Source organism: Streptomyces sp. NPDC058469 (assembly GCF_042721125.1).
In the GTDB taxonomy this organism is placed as follows: Bacteria; Actinomycetota; Actinomycetes; order Streptomycetales; family Streptomycetaceae; genus Streptomyces.
The window spans coordinates 14,621-30,196 of sequence record NZ_JBHXME010000062.1 but is presented as its reverse complement, the minus strand read 5'-3'; the positions used below and the strand labels follow the sequence as shown (position 1 = coordinate 30,196).

The following is a 15,576-nucleotide window of genomic DNA, read 5'->3' as shown; positions in this document are numbered from 1 at the left end:
CTCGTAGTATCGCTTACATGTTGAATCTGGAGCGCCTGCGCACCCTGGACGCCCTCGCCCGGCACGGCTCGGTCAGCGGTGCGGCCGAGGGGCTGCATGTGACGACCTCGGCCGTGTCGCAGCAGATGTCCAAGCTGGAGCGGGAGGTGGGGCAGCAGCTGCTCGCCAAGAACGGGCGGGGGGTGCGGCTCACCGATGCCGGCCGGCTGCTCGCGGAGCACGCGGGCCGCATCCTGTCCCAGGTAGAGCTGGCCCAGGCGGACCTGGAGGCCCAACGTGGGCAGGTGGTCGGCGAGTTGAGGCTCTCCGCGTTCCCGACGGCCGCCCGAGGCCTGTTCCCCGCCGCGCTCGCCGCCCTGCGCGCCCGGCACCCCGCGCTGCGCGTCCGCTCCACGGAACAGGAGCCGGAGAGCGGCATCGCGGGCGTCGTGCGCGGCGATCTCGACCTCGCCGTCGTCCTCGACTGGTACAACAAGCCGATGCCGCTCCCGGACGGCCTGGTCAAGGCGCCGATCCTGGACGACCCCGCCGACGTGGCGATGCCGGCCGCCCATCCGCTGGCGGGGCGCGACGAGGTGGACCTCGGGGAGTTCGCCGACGACGAGTGGATCACCTGGGCCGAGGGCGAGTTCTGCCACGAGTGGCTGATGTTCACCCTGCGCTCCCGGGGCATCGAACCGATCATCGGCCACCGCGCCGCCGAGACCCACACCCAACTGGGCCTGGTCGCCGCCGGGTTGGGCGTGTGCATCGCACCGCTGCTGGGCCGCAACCCGATGCCCGCCGGAGTCGTCACCGTCCCGCTGAAGCAACGGGTGCGCCGGCATGTCTACGTCGTCTGGCGCGCCGACGCCGACCGCCGCCCGTCCATCCGCGCGGCGGTCGAGGCGCTCCAGGCGGCGGCCGAGACCGTCGGCTGATAGGGGATGGCTGATAGGGGAAAGGGGGCTGGGCGACTGTGAAAGGAGCCGGGCAACTGCCTTACAGCGCCGCCAACTTGCGGAAGTCCCAGGAGGCGAGCGTGTCCGGTGTCAGCCGTACCCACGCGTGCCTGCCGTCGTACGGCATCGCGTCGAGGCCGAAGTTCTTCTGCGCGAACAGCTTCTCCACGGCGACGAGTTCGGGCTGCGGCTCGCCCGTGCGCGGGGCCTCGCCCACGAACTCGACGGTCCCGGACAGCTCGACGCCCCGCAACTCGTCGTAGGCGTGCCCGCCGTCGATCACCACCGCGACGCGCGGGTCGCGGCGCAGGTCGGCCCAGCGCTTGCTGCGCGTGATCGAGTACAGCCACAGCGAAGTGCCGTCCCAGGCGAACCAGAGGGGGCTGACGTGCGGGGCCCCGTCCGCGGAGGTGGTCGCGACGCGGCAGGTGGCCTCGGTGGTGAGGAACTCGTCCAGTTCCTCGGGTGTCATCATGATCTTCCGGCCTCGGCGCTGAGTGGCGGTCATGCGATCCCCTTCGGCTACGGCACGAGCGGCGGGAAGCCGCTTCTGACGGTACGTCAGAAGTCTGGCCGGAGGAGCGCCGGCCGTCTTCCCTCCGCACGCGATGCTCGTTACTGTCACCCGCCCCGGCCGTCGACGACAAGGGAGAGCCATGCCGTCGCACGAACAACTCAGTGAGATCCTCGACACGGTGAGCACCGTGCTGCTGACCGTCGAGTGCCAGCAGGGGGTGGTCGGCCCGGACAGCGCGCTGCCCGAACTCGCCCTCGCGGCACGCTCGTCGGGCGCGCTGGCGAATGTCGCCCGCCTGGTCGCCGCCGCGCACGAGAGCGGGGTCCAGGTGATCCACGCGATCGCCGAGCGCCGCCCGGACGGGCGAGGCGCGAACCACAACGCCCGCCTGTTCCGCGCCGCCGAACGCCTGCCCGTACAGCAGCTGTCGGGCACCACGGCGGTGCGCGTGGCGCCCCCGATAGAGGTCGCCGAGGAGGATTTCGTCGTACGACGGCTGCACGGTCTGTCGCCGATCCAGGGCACCGACGTCGACGCACTGCTGCGCAACCTGGGCTGCCGCACACTGATCGTCACCGGCGTCTCGGCCAACGTGGCCATTCCCAACGCGGTGTTCGACGCCGTCAACCGCGGCTACACCGTCGTCGTCCCCAGGGACGCCATCGCGGGGGTGCCCGCTGACTACACCCCCGCGATGATCCGCAACACCCTCGCATTGGTCGCTATGGTCGCGACCACGGACGAGGTGCTGGGCTGCCTCAAACGACCGCGCAGAGCGGGCCGCGGCTGACCCTCAGGCCAGTGAGCCGACGCTCACGCCAGCGTGATCGAGTCCCCGGAGACGGTGATCTGCTCGGCGGGCAGCGCCTGGGTCGCGGGACCCTTCTTCACGCTGCCGTCCGTGACGGAGAACTCGCTCTTGTGGCAGGGGCAGGTGATGACGCCGTTGCTGATGCTGCTCACCGCACAGCCCTGGTGGGTGCACTTCGACGAGAACGCCTTGTAGGTGCCCGCCGTCGGCTGGGTGACCACCACGCCCTTGCTGGCGAAGATCTTGCCGCCGCCCTCGGGGATGTCGGAGGTTTTCGCCAGCTCGGTGCCACCCGCGTCACCCTGGGCGGTGGACGCGCCGGACGTGCTGGTGGAGCCCGAGGTGTCCGAGGAACTCGAGGTACCCGACGACGAGTCGTCGCCGGACGAGCACGCGGTCAGCGCGACGGCGAGTCCCGCCGCACCGACCGTCGCCAACGCGGTGCGGCGGGACGGCGCTGTAACGGGTTCGAACGATTCGCTGGTCATGCTGACGTTCCTTCCATGGGAAGCATGTGTGAGTCTGCAAAGGGGTACGAGGTGCGGGCGACCGTCGTTCAGACGGTGTCGAGAGCTTGGCCCTATCGAGATCAGGAACACGTAAAACGTCCCTGTCGTTCCGCTGTCGACCGCGCATAAGCCCTGACCAGGAGCCAGTAACCCTGACCGGGCACCAGTAATCTGGGGCGATGCTCAAAGAAGTCATCGCGACCCGCTACATCACGCCTCTGCGAGAGGGCGGCTCGCTGCCGGGACTCGTCGAGGGCGACGACTTCGGGACCTACGTCCTGAAGTTCAGCGGCGCGGGGCAGGGCCGCAAGACGCTCGTCGCCGAGGTCGTCGTGGGGGAGCTGGCCCGACGGCTGGGCTTTCGCGTGCCCCGCCTGGTGACCCTCGACCTCGATCCCGTGCTCGGCCTCGGTGAACCCGACCAGCAGGTCCAGGAACTGCTGAAGTCCAGCGGCGGCACCAACCTCGGCATGGACTTCCTGTCCGGCGCGCTCGGCTTCGACCCGCTCGCCTTCTCGGTGAGCCCCGAGGAGGCCGGCCGGATCGTCTGGTTCGACGCGCTGGTCAACAACGTCGACCGCTCCTGGCGCAACCCCAACCTGCTGATGTGGCACGGCGACCTGTGGCTCATCGACCACGGCGCCACCATGATCTGGCACCACAACTGGCCCGGCGCCCAGACCTCCGCCGCCCGCCCCTACGACGCCGCCGACCACGCCCTCGCCCGCTTCACCCCCGACGTGGCGACCGCCGCCGCCGACTTGGCCCCGCGCGTCACCGAGGAGCTCCTCGCCGAGGTCACCGCCGAGATCCCCGACGCGTGGCTGACCGGCGAACCCGGCTTCGACACCCCCGACCTCCTCCGTGAGGCGTACGCGGCACCCCTCCTCGCGCGCGTGCCCTTCATCCACGAGCGCATCAAGGGACTCCAGTGACCGAGCGCCACATCATCCGCCCGAGCGAGGCGAACACCCGGGACGTCTTCGAGTACGCCCTCCTCCGGGTCGTACCGCGGGTCGAGCGCGGTGAGTGCATCAACGTCGGAGTGCTCGTCTACTGCCGCGCCCAGTCCTACGTCGGCGCCCGCACCCATCTGGACGAGGCGCGGCTGCTCGCTCTCGACCCGGCCGCCGATGTGGCCGGAATCCGGGCCGCGCTGGGGGCCGTGGAAGACGTGTGCGCGGGTGGTGCGGCGGCCGGGCAGGCGGCGGCGGACGATGCCGGGCGGCGGTTCCGGTGGCTGATCGCACCGCGGTCCACTGTGGTGCAGCCGGGGCCCGTGCACACCGGTCTCACCGTCGATCCGGCGGCCGAGGCGCAGCGCCTGCTGGACCTGCTGGTGAGGTAATGGATCACACCCGGCCGCGCGCACGTTGACACCGCGTGCCAGGGCTTCTAGCGTCACGTCTGCCGAAGGTACTAAGCGGTCGCTCACCGGCGGGCCGCAAGGGCGAGAGTTTCTCAAGGGCGAGGAGAACCAGCAATGTCCACCACTGAGCAGCGGGTCGCGATTGTCACCGGCGGGGCGCGGGGCATCGGCGCCGCCACCGCCGTACGCCTCGCGGCCGAGGGCCGTGCGGTCGCCGTGATCGACCTCGACGAGGCCGCCTGCAAGGACACCGTGGAGAAGATCACCGCGGCCGGCGGCAGGGCCCTCGCGGTCGGCGCCGACGTCTCCGACGAGGCGCAGGTCGAGGCCGCCATCGTGCGGATCGTCGCGGAGCTGGGCGCGCCGACGATCCTCGTCAACAACGCGGGCGTGCTCCGCGACAACCTTCTCTTCAAGATGAGCGTCGCCGACTGGGACACCGTCCTGGGTGTGCACCTGCGCGGCTCGTTCCTGATGACCAAGGCCGTCCAGAAGCACATGGTCGACGCGGGCTTCGGCCGCATCGTCAACCTCTCCTCGTCCTCCGCCCTCGGCAACCGCGGCCAGGCCAACTACTCCGCCGCCAAGGCCGGTCTGCAGGGCTTCACCAAGACCCTCGCCATCGAACTCGGCAAGTTCGGCGTCACGGCCAACGCCGTCGCCCCCGGCTTCATCGCCACCGACATGACCGCCGCGACCGCCGCCCGTGTCGGCATGGGCTTCGACGACTTCAAGGCCGCGGCCGCCACCCAGATCCCGGTGCAGCGCGTCGGCGAGCCCGACGACATCGCCAACGCCGTCGCCTTCTTCACGAACGAGGCGGCCGGTTTCGTCTCCGGCCAGGTGCTGTACGTCGCCGGCGGACCGCTCAACTAGGGAACACGGAACCATGACTGAACTCCCCGAACTCTCCGGCAAGGTCGCCGTCATCACCGGCGCCAGCCGCGGCATCGGCTACGGCGTCGCCGAGGCGCTGCTCGCGCGCGGCGACCGGGTCTGCATCACCGGCCGCAGCGAGGACGCCCTCAAGGAGGCCGTCGTGGCCCTCGGCGCCGAGCGCGTCATCGGCGTCGCAGGCAAGGCCCACGACGAGGCCCACCAGGCCGTCGTCGTCGAGCGCACGATGGAGGCCTTCGGCCGCGTCGACTTCCTGGTCAACAACGCCGGTACGAACCCGGTGTTCGGCCCGATCGCCGACCTCGACCTCAACGTCGCCCGCAAGGTCTTCGAGACCAACGTCGTCTCGGCGCTCGGCTTCGCCCAGAAGACCTGGCACGCCTGGCAGAAGGACAACGGCGGCGCCATCGTCAACATCGCCTCACTCGCCGGCGTCTCCGCCTCGCCGTTCATCGGCGCGTACGGCGTCAGCAAGGCCGCGATGATCAACCTGACGCTCCAGCTGGCGCACGAGTTCGCGCCCGGCGTACGGGTCAACTCGATCGCCCCGGCGGTCGTGAAGACCAAGTTCGCCGCCGCCCTGTACGAGGGCCGCGAGGCGGAGGCCGCCGCCTCCTACCCGCTGGCCCGGCTCGGCGTGCCGTCCGACATCGGCGGCGCCGCCGCGTTCCTGACCTCGGACCAGTCCGACTGGATCACCGGCCAGACCCTCGTCGTCGACGGCGGCATCCTCCTGAACGCCGGAGTCGGCTGACCGACCCGTCCGGGCGCCGATTTCTTTGCTGTTCCCTTGACGGAATCGGCGCCCGTGTCGAGACATAAAACGCGCACAGCAGAATGACAACGTCGTCATAAAAACGCTGCTCAACAGCCCCGTCCGAACCGGCTTTTCCCGGCGGGGCACTGCGGTATGGTCTGCCGACCCTTGGTACGGCGGATCGAGGAGCGTGCGCGTGTTCAACCGGAACCGAGGCCTGCGGGCAGGCGTGGCGATCGCGTCGATATCCCTGGCGGCCGGATGCGGTGTGTTCTCGGACGGGAATTCCGACGACCGGGGAGCCATCGTCGTCGGGACCACCAGCGCCCCCAGCACACTCGATCCCGCCGCCTCCTGGGACGGCTCCTGGGAGCTGTTCCGCAACATCTACCAGACGTTGCTCGCCTACCCGTCCGGCGCGACCACGCCCGAGCCGGACGCCGCCAAGAGCTGCCGCTTCACGGACAGTTCGAACACGACGTACCGCTGCGAACTCCGCGGGGACATGAAGTTCGCCGACGGCGACACCCTCGACGCCCGGGCCGTCAAGCACTCCATCGACCGGATCCGGCAGATCGACGTGTCGGGCGGACCCGCCGGTCTGCTGGGCAGCCTCGACCGGGTGCAGGTGCTCGGCGACCACGAGGTCGTCTTCCACCTCAACAAGCCCGACGCCACCTTCCCGTTCGTGCTCGCCACCCCGGCCATGTCGATCGTCGACCCCGACGACTACCCCGCGCACTCCCTGCGCAAGGACGGCAAGGTCTTCGGCTCCGGGCCGTACACACTGAAGTCGTACGACGACGGCAAACAGGCCCAACTGGTCCGCAACGACCACTACAAGGGCTTCGCCCGGCGCGAGAACAGCGCGGTGACGATCCGATACTTCCAGGACTCGGGCACCATGGTGAAGGCGCTGCGGGACGGGAAGGTCGACGTCACCTACCGCGGTCTCGGCGCCGACGACATCATCACCCTCCAGGGCCGCTCCTCGAAGAGCCTGCAACTGGTCGACGGCTCCGGCACCGACATCAACTACCTGGTGTTCAACCCCAAGGACCGATGGGCCGGGAACATCGCCGTCCGCAAGGCCGTCGCCCAGCTCGTCGACCGCGGGGCGATCACCCACAAGATCTACCGCGACACCGTGGACCCGCTCTATTCGATGGTCCCGAAGGGCCTCACCGGCCACACCACCGCCTTCTTCGACGACTTCGGAGACCCCAGCGTCCCCAAGGCACGCAAGCTCCTCACCGACGCGGGCATCAAGCAGCGCGTCCCGCTCACCCTCTGGTACACGACCGACCGCTACGGCTCCGGGACCGCCCTCGAATTCAGGGAACTCAAGCGGCAGTTGGACGACTCGGGGCTCTTCACGATCACCCTGAAGAGCCGCCCCTGGAAGACGTACGTGGCGGGCTACCAGAAGGGCGAGTACCCGGTGTTCGGGCGCGGCTGGTCCCCGGACTTCCCCGACGCCGACAACTTCATCGCGCCGTTCGTGGGGAAGCAGAACGCGCTCGGTACGCCCTATCCGTCGACCAGGATCACCGACGTACTGCTGCCCGAGTCCCGCCGGGAGAGCGACCGGGCCGACGTGGTCAAGGAGTTCGAGGACGCCCAGCAGGTCCTGGTGGACGACGCGCGGCTGCTGCCGCTGTGGCAGGGCCGGCAGTACGTGGCCGCGAGCGAGGACGTCTCCGGCGGGGAACAGGCCCTCGACCCGTCGACGATCATGATGATGTGGGAGCTGTACCGCAAGACCAGCTGGTGACACGGCTCTTGGCACCCGCTGTCAGTGGCCGCCTGTAGGTTCTGGGCATGGCAGCGACCGCACCTCGCGGTCGCTCCTCATCGCAGTCGCCGCACACGGTAAGGAAGTTGACGTGACCGACATCTCCATGCTCCCCGAGTCCTGGCGCGGGGTCCTGGGCGACGAGCTTCAGCAGCCCTACTTCAAGGAGCTGACCGAGTTCGTCGAGGAGGAGCGGGCGAAGGGTCCCGTCTACCCGCCGCGCGAGGAGGTCTTCGCCGCGCTGGAGGCGACGCCGTACGACCAGGTGAAGGTGCTGGTCCTCGGTCAGGACCCGTACCACGGCGAGGGCCAGGGTCACGGCCTGTGCTTCTCGGTCCGCCCCGGCGTGAGGACCCCGCCCTCCCTCCGGAACATCTACAAGGAGATGAAGGAGGAGCTGGACCTCCCGATCCCGGACAACGGCTATCTGATGCCGTGGGCCCAGCAGGGCGTCCTGCTACTCAACGCGGTGCTCACGGTCCGCTCCGGCGAGGCCAACTCGCACAAGGGCAAGGGCTGGGAGAGGTTCACGGACGCGGTGATCCGCGCGGTGGCCGACCGCCCCGACCCGGCGGTCTTCGTCCTCTGGGGCAACTACGCGCAGAAGAAGCTCCCCCTGATCGACGAGGAGCGCCACGTGGTGGTCAAGGGCGCGCACCCCTCCCCGCTCTCGGCCAAGAAGTTCTTCGGCTCCCACCCGTTCACCCAGATCGACGAGGCCGTCGCGAAGCAGGGCCACACCGCCATCGACTGGCGCATCCCGAACCTGGGCTGACCTCACCGGGGCCGGTCCGGGGCCGCCTGACGGGGATTGTCAGTGCCGCCGGTTAGCGTCGAGAGAGACAGTCAGGGTGGCTGGCGAGTGCGGAGGACGCGGTGGCGGAGCGACAGGAGCAGGCGGCGCCGGACGCTCTGCTGACGCGGATCGGGCAGATCGTCATGCTGCACCACGGCGGCGACCGCGAGGAGGCCCGGGACCGGCTGCTGGGCCTGTGGGCGGAGCTGGGCGAGGACGGCGACCCACTCCACCGCTGCACACTGGCCCACTACCTGGCCGACACCCAGGACGACCCGACCGACGAACTCGCCTGGGATCTGAGGGCGTTGTCGGCGGCGGACGAGCTGACGGACGGGCGGAGCACCGGGGGCGGGGGAGACCCCGTGGGCGTCGAGGACGTCGGTCAGGAGGGGGCGATCGCGATCCGCGCCTTCTACCCCTCCCTGCACCTCAACCTCGCCGCCGACTATGTGAAGCTCGACCGCCCGGACGCCGCCCGCACCCACCTCCGCCGTGCCCGCGACGCCTGCACCGTCCTCGCAGACGACGGCTACGGCAACGGGGTGCGGGCCGCGATCGGCCGGCTGGAGTTGCGGCTGGGTGACGGGGGCGGAGGCGCGGGCGGGAGCTGGGGGCCGCCGAGACAGCGGCCGTAGGGTCCCGTCGTGGCAGTCGGTCCAGCGGTCCCGCTCGTCTCAACGGCCGTACGTCTGGCCGCAGATGATCGACTGCGGGCTGTCCGACTTCCAGCCGCCGTACTTCTTGCCCAGCGCGCAGACGTCCTGCGTGTTCTTGGGGACCGACTTGACCACGTCGGGGATGTCGGCGCTCGGCTGCCGGGGGTGATGCGGCTTCGGGTGCGGATGGGAGTGGGGGTAAGAGTGGGGGTGCTGGTGTGAGCGGGGGACCGGTGCCTGGGCCGCCTGTGGGGGCGGGGCCGGTGCGTGGTGCGGCGGATGCGCGGCCGGTTTGGGGTGGTGGGACGGGTCGATGAGTTCCAGCGCCTCCCGCGCCGGGGCCTGTACGACCTGCGGCTCCGCGCTGCCATCCGGCCGCGGCACCGACGCCTGGGACGGTACGGCCGGGGGAGCGGGGGCCGCCGGCCGCTGGACCGTCACACAGCCGGAGAGGGCCGAGACAGCCACGGTGACCAGGAGCGTTGCGGTGGTCGTCGTTCGATGCACCCGCGCAACTCTGCTGGTTCCGGCCCCGTTTGGGACAGCGGACGGGCGGATGATGCCCCACACGGGTGATCTCCGCCCCCTTACGGACGGCGCGCGCCCGCTCCGGGTGACGTGACGTCAGTCGCCGGTGTTCCCGTCGATCCGCTCGCGGAGCAGGTCGGCGTGGCCGTTGTGCCGGGCGTACTCCTCGATCATGTGCGTGTGGATCCAGCGCAGGTTGAAGCGCTCGCCGGTGCGCCGGTGCTTGCCCACGGAGAGGTCGTCCAGGGCGAACCGGGCCGCGTGCTCGTTCGCCGCCTCGATCTCGGCCTGCCAGGTGGCGTACGCCTCCGCCCAGGTGTCCGCCTCGGTGAGGTGGAAATCGCCGTCCGGGTCCTCGTCGCTGTAGTAGATCGGGGTCAACTGCTCGTCCGACATGACCCGGCGGTACCAGCTCCGCTCCACCTCCGCCATGTGCCGCACCAGGCCCATGAGCGTCAGATTGGACGGCTCCACCGAAGTGGTCCTCAACTGTTCGTCGGTCAGGCCCTCGCACTTCCAGGCGAGGGTCGCCCGGTGGTACGTGAGCCAGCCCTCCAGCATGGTGCGTTCGTCGGCGGTGGTGGCGGGTTCACTGCGCTCGATGGTCATGCCCGCATCCTCGCGCGACCGGTCCGCCCGCACCAGCGGATATTCCCCCGCCGTATGCTTCCGAGGAGGTACAGGAGATACCGCAGGGCGAGCGCTAGGGAGACTCCGTGAAGGTCGGCTGCATCGGGCTCGGTGACATCGCGCGGAAGGCCTACCTGCCGGTTCTCGGCAGCCTGCCCGGGGTCGAGCTGCATCTGCAGACCCGCACCCCCGCCACGCTCGCCCGGGTCGCCGACGGCCTCCACGTGCCGGAGGACCGGAGGCACACGGACCTCGACGCACTCCTCGCACAGGGCCTGGACGCCGCGTTCGTGCACGCGCCCACCGCCGTGCACCCCGAGATCGTCACCCGGCTGCTGGAGGCGGGCGTAGCGACCTACGTCGACAAGCCGCTCGCGTACGAACTGGCCGACTCCGAGCGGCTGGTGGGGCTCGCGGAGGAACGGAACGTGTCGCTCGCGGTCGGCTTCAACCGCCGCTACGCCCCCGCGTACGCGCAGTGCGTCGACCACCCGCGCGAGCTGATCCTCATGCAGAAGAACCGGATCGGGCTCCCTGAGGAGCCGCGCGCGATGATCCTGGACGACTTCATCCACATCGTGGACACCCTGCGGTTCCTGGTGCCGGGGCCGGTCGAGGACGTGACCGTGCGCGCCCGTACCCAGGACGGACTGCTGCACCACCTCGTGCTCCAGCTGTCGGGGGACGGCTTCACCGCGCTCGGGGTGATGAACCGGCTCAGCGGTTCGGTCGAGGAGATCCTGGAGGTCTCCGGGCAGGACACCAAGCGTCAGGTCCTCAACCTCGCCGAGGTCGTCGACCACAAGGGCCAGCCGACGATACGGCGCCGCGGGGACTGGGTGCCGGTGGCCCGGCAGCGCGGCATCGAGCAGGTCGTGCTCGCGTTCCTCGACGCCGTACGCGCCGGCAAGGTGCTCAGCGCCCGGGACGCGCTGGCGACTCATGAACTGTGCGAGCGGGTGGTACGAGCGGTCGTGGACCGGTCCGCCGCAACCTGAACGCCTGCGCGCCCTCTCCGACGCACATCGCCGCGAGCACCAGCAGCGCCACGCCCACCGGCCAGGCGCCGTAGCGGACGTACGGCGTGATGCCGTGCGCGAGCGGGACGTCGTAGACCTGGGTGGTGTTCTTGTTCGTGCCCAGCCAGGAGCCGATGCGCTGTCCGCTCGGGCCGTAGACGGCGGAGACGCCGGTCAGGGTGGCGTGGACCATCGGGCGGCCGGTCTCGGCGGCGCGCAGGGCGGCGAGGGTGGCGTGCTGTTCGGGGGCCCAGCTGTTCTGGAACGACGAGGTCGACGACTGCGCGAGCAGTACGTCCGCGCCGTCCTGGGCGAGATGGCGGCTCATGTCGGGGAACGCGGTCTCGAAGCAGATCAGCGGGCCGACGCGCAGCCCGTGCCCCACGTTCATCACGACCTGCTCGGTGCCGTGCCTGCGGTCGACGCCCGCCGCCTTGCCGACGGAGGTGGCCCAGCCGAGCAGGGAGCGGAACGGGATGTACTCGCCGAAGGGGACGAGCCGCATCTTGTCGTAGCGGTCGCCGGTGAGGCCGTTCGGGCCGACCAGGATTGAACTCTTGTAGATGCCGGGCTTGTCGGAGCGCTGGGCGTCCACGTTGACCAGGATGTCGGAGCCGGTCTCCTCGGAGAGGGCGGCGATACGGCGCGCGAGATCGGGCCGTTTGCCGAGGTCGAAGCCGACGCTGCTCTCGCCCCAGGCGATCAGGTCGACGTGCTGACCGGCGAGTTGGCGGGTGAGCTGCTCCTCGCGGTCGAAGCGCCGGTCGCCGCTGTCGTCGCCCGCGATGACACCGGGCTGTACGACGGCGATCCGGACGCGGCCGTCGACGTCGGGGCGCGGCGACCACACCCAGGCGGCGGAGGTCGCGGCGGCGGTGGCCAGGAGTCCGGCGAGGGCGGGCACCCGGGACTCGCGCACGGCGACGAGGACGGCGACCGCGACATTGACGGCCACGACCAGGAAGCTCAGCAGCCACACCCCGCCGACGGACGCGAGCCGCAACGCCGGTTCCACCTGCCACTGGGTGGAGCCGAGCAGCCCCCAGGGGCCGCCCAACCCCTGCCAGGACCGCACGAGTTCGACCATCAGCCAGCCCGAGGGAAGCACGAGCAGCGCGGTGGCGCCCCGCCGCGGGGACGGCACGTCGCCGAGGAAGCGGCGCACCAGCCAGCCCCACGGCGCCCACAGCACGCCGAGCAGCCCCGCGATGACCACGATGAACACACTCAGGCTCGGCACCAGCCAGCTGTGCACGGCCAGCATGAACCCGAGCCCCCCGCACCAGCCGTCGTAGACCGCCCGTCGCCCGGTCGGCGCGGAGCGCGTCAGCAGGATCCAGGGGACGAGCGCGACGTAGGCGAACCACCACAGGGACGGCGCGGGAAACGCGAACACGGGCAGGGCGCCCGCGAGTACGGCGAGCAGGGAGCGCCGCCACGGAGAGGCGAGCCAGTCGCCGAAGGTCTTCATACGGCACCTCCCTACCCGCTGGTCGCTCCAGTGTGCGTGCCGGGAACGATCTCGCACAGAGGACATCGACCAGGCCGTCTCAATCCGGCCGTCCCAGCCCGGCTGCCTCAGCCCGGCCGTCTCAGTGGACCACGGCTTCCGGGCGCCGCTCGGGAAGGCGCCGCCACTTCTCCTCCACGACGACCTCGGTCAGCCGCCAGCCGTCGTGCGTCCGCAGCAGCCCGAACGCGTACCGCCCGCCGCACACGAAGTCGGGCGCGGTGGAGCGGTCACTGTCGTGGCCGCCGTTGCTGCCGCTGTGCTCGTCCTCGCCCTTGGCGAAGCGCATCGGATTGACGTAGTCGGCCTGGACGCGTGCGGTGTCGTCGGTGTGCTGGTCCAGGTCCCCGAAGTGGATCCGCCGGTTGACGATCAGATGCTGCCGCATCGAAAACAGTTGCAGGCTCTCCGCGAGCCACTCGGCGATCTGTTCCGCGTTCCCCTCGATCCCTCCGGCGGACCGGTAGTCGGCGCGCCCGTCCGGGGCGAACAGTTTCCGGTACGCCTCCCAGTCGCCGTCGTCCACCGCCACCGCGTATTCGGTGATCAGTTCGTCCACGGCCAGCCGGTCCATCACAATCGCCAGTTCCACACGCTGCGTCATCGGCTCAGTGTTGGCTACGGAGGGTGTCGCGCCAAGAGGGACGCGGATACAAGGTGGGGAACATTCGGTGGTGTTCGACGGTTCTCAGCCGATCTTCGCCGTTCTTCGCCCTTCGCTGTTCTTCGCCCTTCGCTGTTCTTCACCGGCCTTCATCGGGCTTCGTCGCGAGGAGTACTCATGAAACGTCTTGTCACGGTCGTCACCGGGGGCGGCCGGGGGATCGGCGCCGCGACCTGCCGGCGGCTCGCGGAGGACGGGCACGACGTGGTGGTGGGCTATCTCCGGGACGCGCGGGCGGCCGAGGAAGTCGCGGAGGCGGTACGGCAGGCCGGGGCCCGTTCGCTGTGCGTACGCGGGGACACGTCCGTAGAGGCGGACGTCGAGCGGCTCTTCACGGTGGCCGAGAAGCAACTCGGCCCAGTCACCGGCCTGGTGAACAACGCCGGGGTGACGGGCCCGTTCGGCCCCCTCGCCGACACCGATCCCGCGGACCTGCGCCGTGTCGTCGAGGTCAACCTCCTGGGCACACTCCTGTGTTCACGCCGCGCCGCGCAGGTGATGACGGCCCGGGGAAACGGCGTGATCGTGAACGTCTCGTCGGCCGCCGCCACCCTCGGCAGCCCCGGCGACTACGTCCACTACGCCGCGACAAAGGCCGCCATCGACACCCTCACGCTCGGCCTGGCCAAGGAACTCGGCCCCGCCGGCATCCGCGTCAACGCGGTCGCCCCCGGCATCATCGACACCGAGATCCACGCGAGGAACGGAGACCTGGACCGCGCCCAGCGGATGGCTGCGTCGATTCCGCTACGCCGCGCCGGCCAACCTGAGGAAGTCGCCGCCGCGATCGCTTGGCTGATGTCGCCGGACGCGTCGTATGCGACGGGGGCGGTGGTGCGGGTGTCGGGCGGGCGGTGAGTTGGCGGGTAGCCAGGCCGGGCGGGTTGAACTGGCCGGGTTCGATCGGCATAGGGAAGTGCGGCTCGTCCAGGATCTGCAGCAGTTCAGTCGCGATACTCGGCTCACCGCCCGAACTGCACATGCCGTTCAAGAGGTTCAGGCGGCCGCGATGACCTCGTCACGTATCGCTGCGGCCCACTCGACCACCAACAGCTCGTATTCCTCGCGCTCTTGGGTGGAGAGCGAGCCGCCCGCACGCAGCCAGAGTGCCCGGATCTGCTCGTTCACCTCGGAAGCAGACCGCACGGAACCAGGGGCCACGAAATCGGGGGACATGCGAACAGCCTAGGGGCATGGACTGACACTGCGCTACCGGACGGCTACTCAGACCGTATGGGGTTGGTCACGGGCGCGGTGAACCAGGCGCCCAGCGCGGGCCGGACGCTCAGTCGACCCACGTGACGACGCACTGGGTGTGACGTGCGGCGGTTCGGTAGAACTCCCGCATGGCGGCGAAGTGTTCGGTCAGATGTTCCCGTGCGTCGGCGTCGAATCCGGCGCCGAATCCGCAGGCGGTGGCGGCGACTTCGGTGGACGCAGGCATGTCCGCGAGCAGCTTGCCGAGTTGGACACGGTCCAGTGCGGCGGCGATGTCGGCGACCGCGGCGGGGGCGAGCATTCGGGGCGGATCACAGAAACCGTCGTACACCTCGTCGTGGTCCAGGAATCCCACGTTCCCGTCCGGATCGCCCGAGACGGCCCGGTCGAGCAGGGCGATCAACTTCGGGGCCGCGTTGGTCGAGCGGCAGTAGTGGATGAGGCCCCATATCGCCCAGCCCATATCGCCCAGCCCGTGTCGAGCAGGTCGCCGTCCGGCGGGTCCCAGTCCGGGGACGCGCCGGACGAGGTGAGGGCCGAAGCGCGGCAGCGGTCGAGGTACTCGCACGTCACACGGGCGAACTGCTGTGTCAGTGCCATGAGTTGGCTCACCCCCGCCGTTCGGCCCACCTTTGCGACCACTCCGACAACGGCCCCATCGCCGTCACCAGGTCCGTGCCGAGCGAGGTCAACTGCCAGGCCCCGTCGGGCGTCCGCTCCGCGATGTCCGCCTCGCGCAGCTCCGCCAGCCGGGTGGACAGGACGCTGGAGGACATGTCGTCGCAGCGGCGTTGCAGGTCGCGGAAGCCGATCGGGGCGCCGAGCCGGTGGAGTTCCCAGATCACGCGGAGTGTCCAGCGCCGGCCGAGGAGATCGAGCGCGGCCATGACGGGGCGGCCGGTGGCCGATCCGCGCACGGGGCGACCGGGAGTGGGTGTGGATCCCGTGGGCGTGGC

General features: G+C 70.2%; 20 protein-coding genes. 11 read left to right on the top strand and 9 right to left on the bottom strand.

Going from position 1 to position 15,576, the window contains the following annotated elements; genetic code table 11:
• Positions 1-17 precede the first annotated feature (17 nt).
• Positions 18-920 (top strand): LysR family transcriptional regulator, encoded by a 903-nt coding sequence (locus tag ACFWP5_RS25495; RefSeq protein ID WP_384160879.1) that lies wholly within the window; start codon positions 18-20, stop codon positions 918-920.
• 61 nt (positions 921-981) lie between these two features.
• On the opposite strand, the gene ACFWP5_RS25490 is transcribed toward ACFWP5_RS25495, so the two are convergent.
• A complete protein-coding gene (locus ACFWP5_RS25490; protein ID WP_384160876.1) occupies positions 982-1,449 on the bottom strand; it encodes a pyridoxamine 5'-phosphate oxidase family protein in 468 nt (155 codons plus the stop codon).
• A gap of 148 nt (positions 1,450-1,597) precedes the next feature.
• On the opposite strand from ACFWP5_RS25490, the gene ACFWP5_RS25485 reads away from it, so the two are divergent.
• Entirely contained in the window at positions 1,598-2,248 is a 651-nt protein-coding gene (locus ACFWP5_RS25485; RefSeq protein ID WP_384160873.1) for a cysteine hydrolase, read from the top strand.
• Positions 2,249-2,271: 23 nt separating this feature from the next.
• Here ACFWP5_RS25485 and ACFWP5_RS25480 read toward each other — a convergent pair whose 3' ends face one another.
• On the bottom strand, positions 2,272-2,757 hold the full coding sequence (locus ACFWP5_RS25480; RefSeq protein ID WP_384160870.1) for a Rieske (2Fe-2S) protein: 486 nt from the start codon (positions 2,755-2,757) through the stop codon (positions 2,272-2,274).
• A gap of 200 nt (positions 2,758-2,957) precedes the next feature.
• Between ACFWP5_RS25480 and ACFWP5_RS25475 the strand changes: the two genes are divergently transcribed.
• From ACFWP5_RS25475 to ACFWP5_RS25445, 7 genes are all read left to right on the top strand, one after another.
• Positions 2,958-3,713, top strand: coding sequence for a HipA family kinase (locus tag ACFWP5_RS25475; RefSeq protein WP_384160867.1), 756 nt, complete (start codon positions 2,958-2,960; stop codon positions 3,711-3,713).
• Positions 3,710-4,126, top strand: coding sequence for a DUF3037 domain-containing protein (locus ACFWP5_RS25470; protein ID WP_384160864.1), 417 nt, complete (start codon positions 3,710-3,712; stop codon positions 4,124-4,126). The genes ACFWP5_RS25475 and ACFWP5_RS25470 overlap by 4 nt, the downstream gene beginning before the upstream one ends.
• Positions 4,127-4,261: 135 nt before the next feature.
• Positions 4,262-5,023, top strand: a complete 762-nt coding sequence (fabG, locus tag ACFWP5_RS25465; protein ID WP_384160861.1) for a 3-oxoacyl-ACP reductase FabG — start codon at positions 4,262-4,264, stop codon at positions 5,021-5,023.
• A gap of 13 nt (positions 5,024-5,036) precedes the next feature.
• Positions 5,037-5,798, top strand: coding sequence for an SDR family oxidoreductase (locus ACFWP5_RS25460; protein WP_384160858.1), 762 nt, complete (start codon positions 5,037-5,039; stop codon positions 5,796-5,798).
• A gap of 199 nt (positions 5,799-5,997) precedes the next feature.
• A complete protein-coding gene (locus tag ACFWP5_RS25455) occupies positions 5,998-7,575 on the top strand; it encodes an ABC transporter substrate-binding protein (RefSeq protein ID WP_384160855.1) in 1,578 nt (525 codons plus the stop codon).
• A 112-nt stretch (positions 7,576-7,687) separates the two neighbouring features.
• Positions 7,688-8,371: a uracil-DNA glycosylase gene (gene ung, locus ACFWP5_RS25450; RefSeq protein WP_384160853.1), complete on the top strand. Its 684-nt coding sequence runs from the start codon at positions 7,688-7,690 to the stop codon at positions 8,369-8,371.
• Positions 8,372-8,472: 101 nt separating this feature from the next.
• Complete coding sequence (locus ACFWP5_RS25445; protein WP_384160850.1) at positions 8,473-9,030, top strand: hypothetical protein; 558 nt, start codon at positions 8,473-8,475, stop codon at positions 9,028-9,030.
• A gap of 39 nt (positions 9,031-9,069) precedes the next feature.
• On the opposite strand, the gene ACFWP5_RS25440 is transcribed toward ACFWP5_RS25445, so the two are convergent.
• Complete coding sequence (locus tag ACFWP5_RS25440; protein ID WP_384160847.1) at positions 9,070-9,558, bottom strand: hypothetical protein; 489 nt, start codon at positions 9,556-9,558, stop codon at positions 9,070-9,072.
• A 117-nt stretch (positions 9,559-9,675) separates the two neighbouring features.
• Positions 9,676-10,188 carry a DinB family protein gene (locus ACFWP5_RS25435; protein ID WP_384160844.1) on the bottom strand — a complete coding sequence of 171 codons (513 nt, stop codon included), beginning with the start codon at positions 10,186-10,188 and terminating at the stop codon, positions 9,676-9,678.
• A gap of 107 nt (positions 10,189-10,295) precedes the next feature.
• Here ACFWP5_RS25435 and ACFWP5_RS25430 point away from each other — a divergent pair, with 107 nt between their 5' ends.
• A complete protein-coding gene (locus tag ACFWP5_RS25430; RefSeq protein WP_384160841.1) occupies positions 10,296-11,207 on the top strand; it encodes a Gfo/Idh/MocA family protein in 912 nt (303 codons plus the stop codon).
• On the opposite strand, the gene lnt is transcribed toward ACFWP5_RS25430, so the two are convergent.
• Positions 11,125-12,699, bottom strand: coding sequence for an apolipoprotein N-acyltransferase (gene lnt / locus ACFWP5_RS25425; protein WP_384160838.1), 1,575 nt, complete (start codon positions 12,697-12,699; stop codon positions 11,125-11,127). The two genes, ACFWP5_RS25430 and lnt, sit on opposite strands and share 83 nt — an antisense overlap.
• 121 nt (positions 12,700-12,820) lie before the next feature.
• A complete protein-coding gene (locus ACFWP5_RS25420; protein WP_384160835.1) occupies positions 12,821-13,342 on the bottom strand; it encodes a nuclear transport factor 2 family protein in 522 nt (173 codons plus the stop codon).
• Between the two features lie 177 nt (positions 13,343-13,519).
• Here ACFWP5_RS25420 and ACFWP5_RS25415 point away from each other — a divergent pair, with 177 nt between their 5' ends.
• Positions 13,520-14,260, top strand: a complete 741-nt coding sequence (locus ACFWP5_RS25415; RefSeq protein WP_384160832.1) for a glucose 1-dehydrogenase — start codon at positions 13,520-13,522, stop codon at positions 14,258-14,260.
• 138 nt (positions 14,261-14,398) lie between these two features.
• On the opposite strand, the gene ACFWP5_RS25410 is transcribed toward ACFWP5_RS25415, so the two are convergent.
• From ACFWP5_RS25410 to ACFWP5_RS25400, 3 genes are all read right to left on the bottom strand, one after another.
• Positions 14,399-14,578, bottom strand: coding sequence for a hypothetical protein (locus ACFWP5_RS25410; RefSeq protein WP_318015009.1), 180 nt, complete (start codon positions 14,576-14,578; stop codon positions 14,399-14,401).
• A gap of 109 nt (positions 14,579-14,687) precedes the next feature.
• On the bottom strand, positions 14,688-15,083 hold the full coding sequence (locus tag ACFWP5_RS25405) for a DUF1877 family protein (RefSeq protein ID WP_384160828.1): 396 nt from the start codon (positions 15,081-15,083) through the stop codon (positions 14,688-14,690).
• A gap of 145 nt (positions 15,084-15,228) precedes the next feature.
• Entirely contained in the window at positions 15,229-15,507 is a 279-nt protein-coding gene (locus ACFWP5_RS25400; protein WP_384160949.1) for a winged helix-turn-helix transcriptional regulator, read from the bottom strand.
• Positions 15,508-15,576 lie beyond the last annotated feature (69 nt).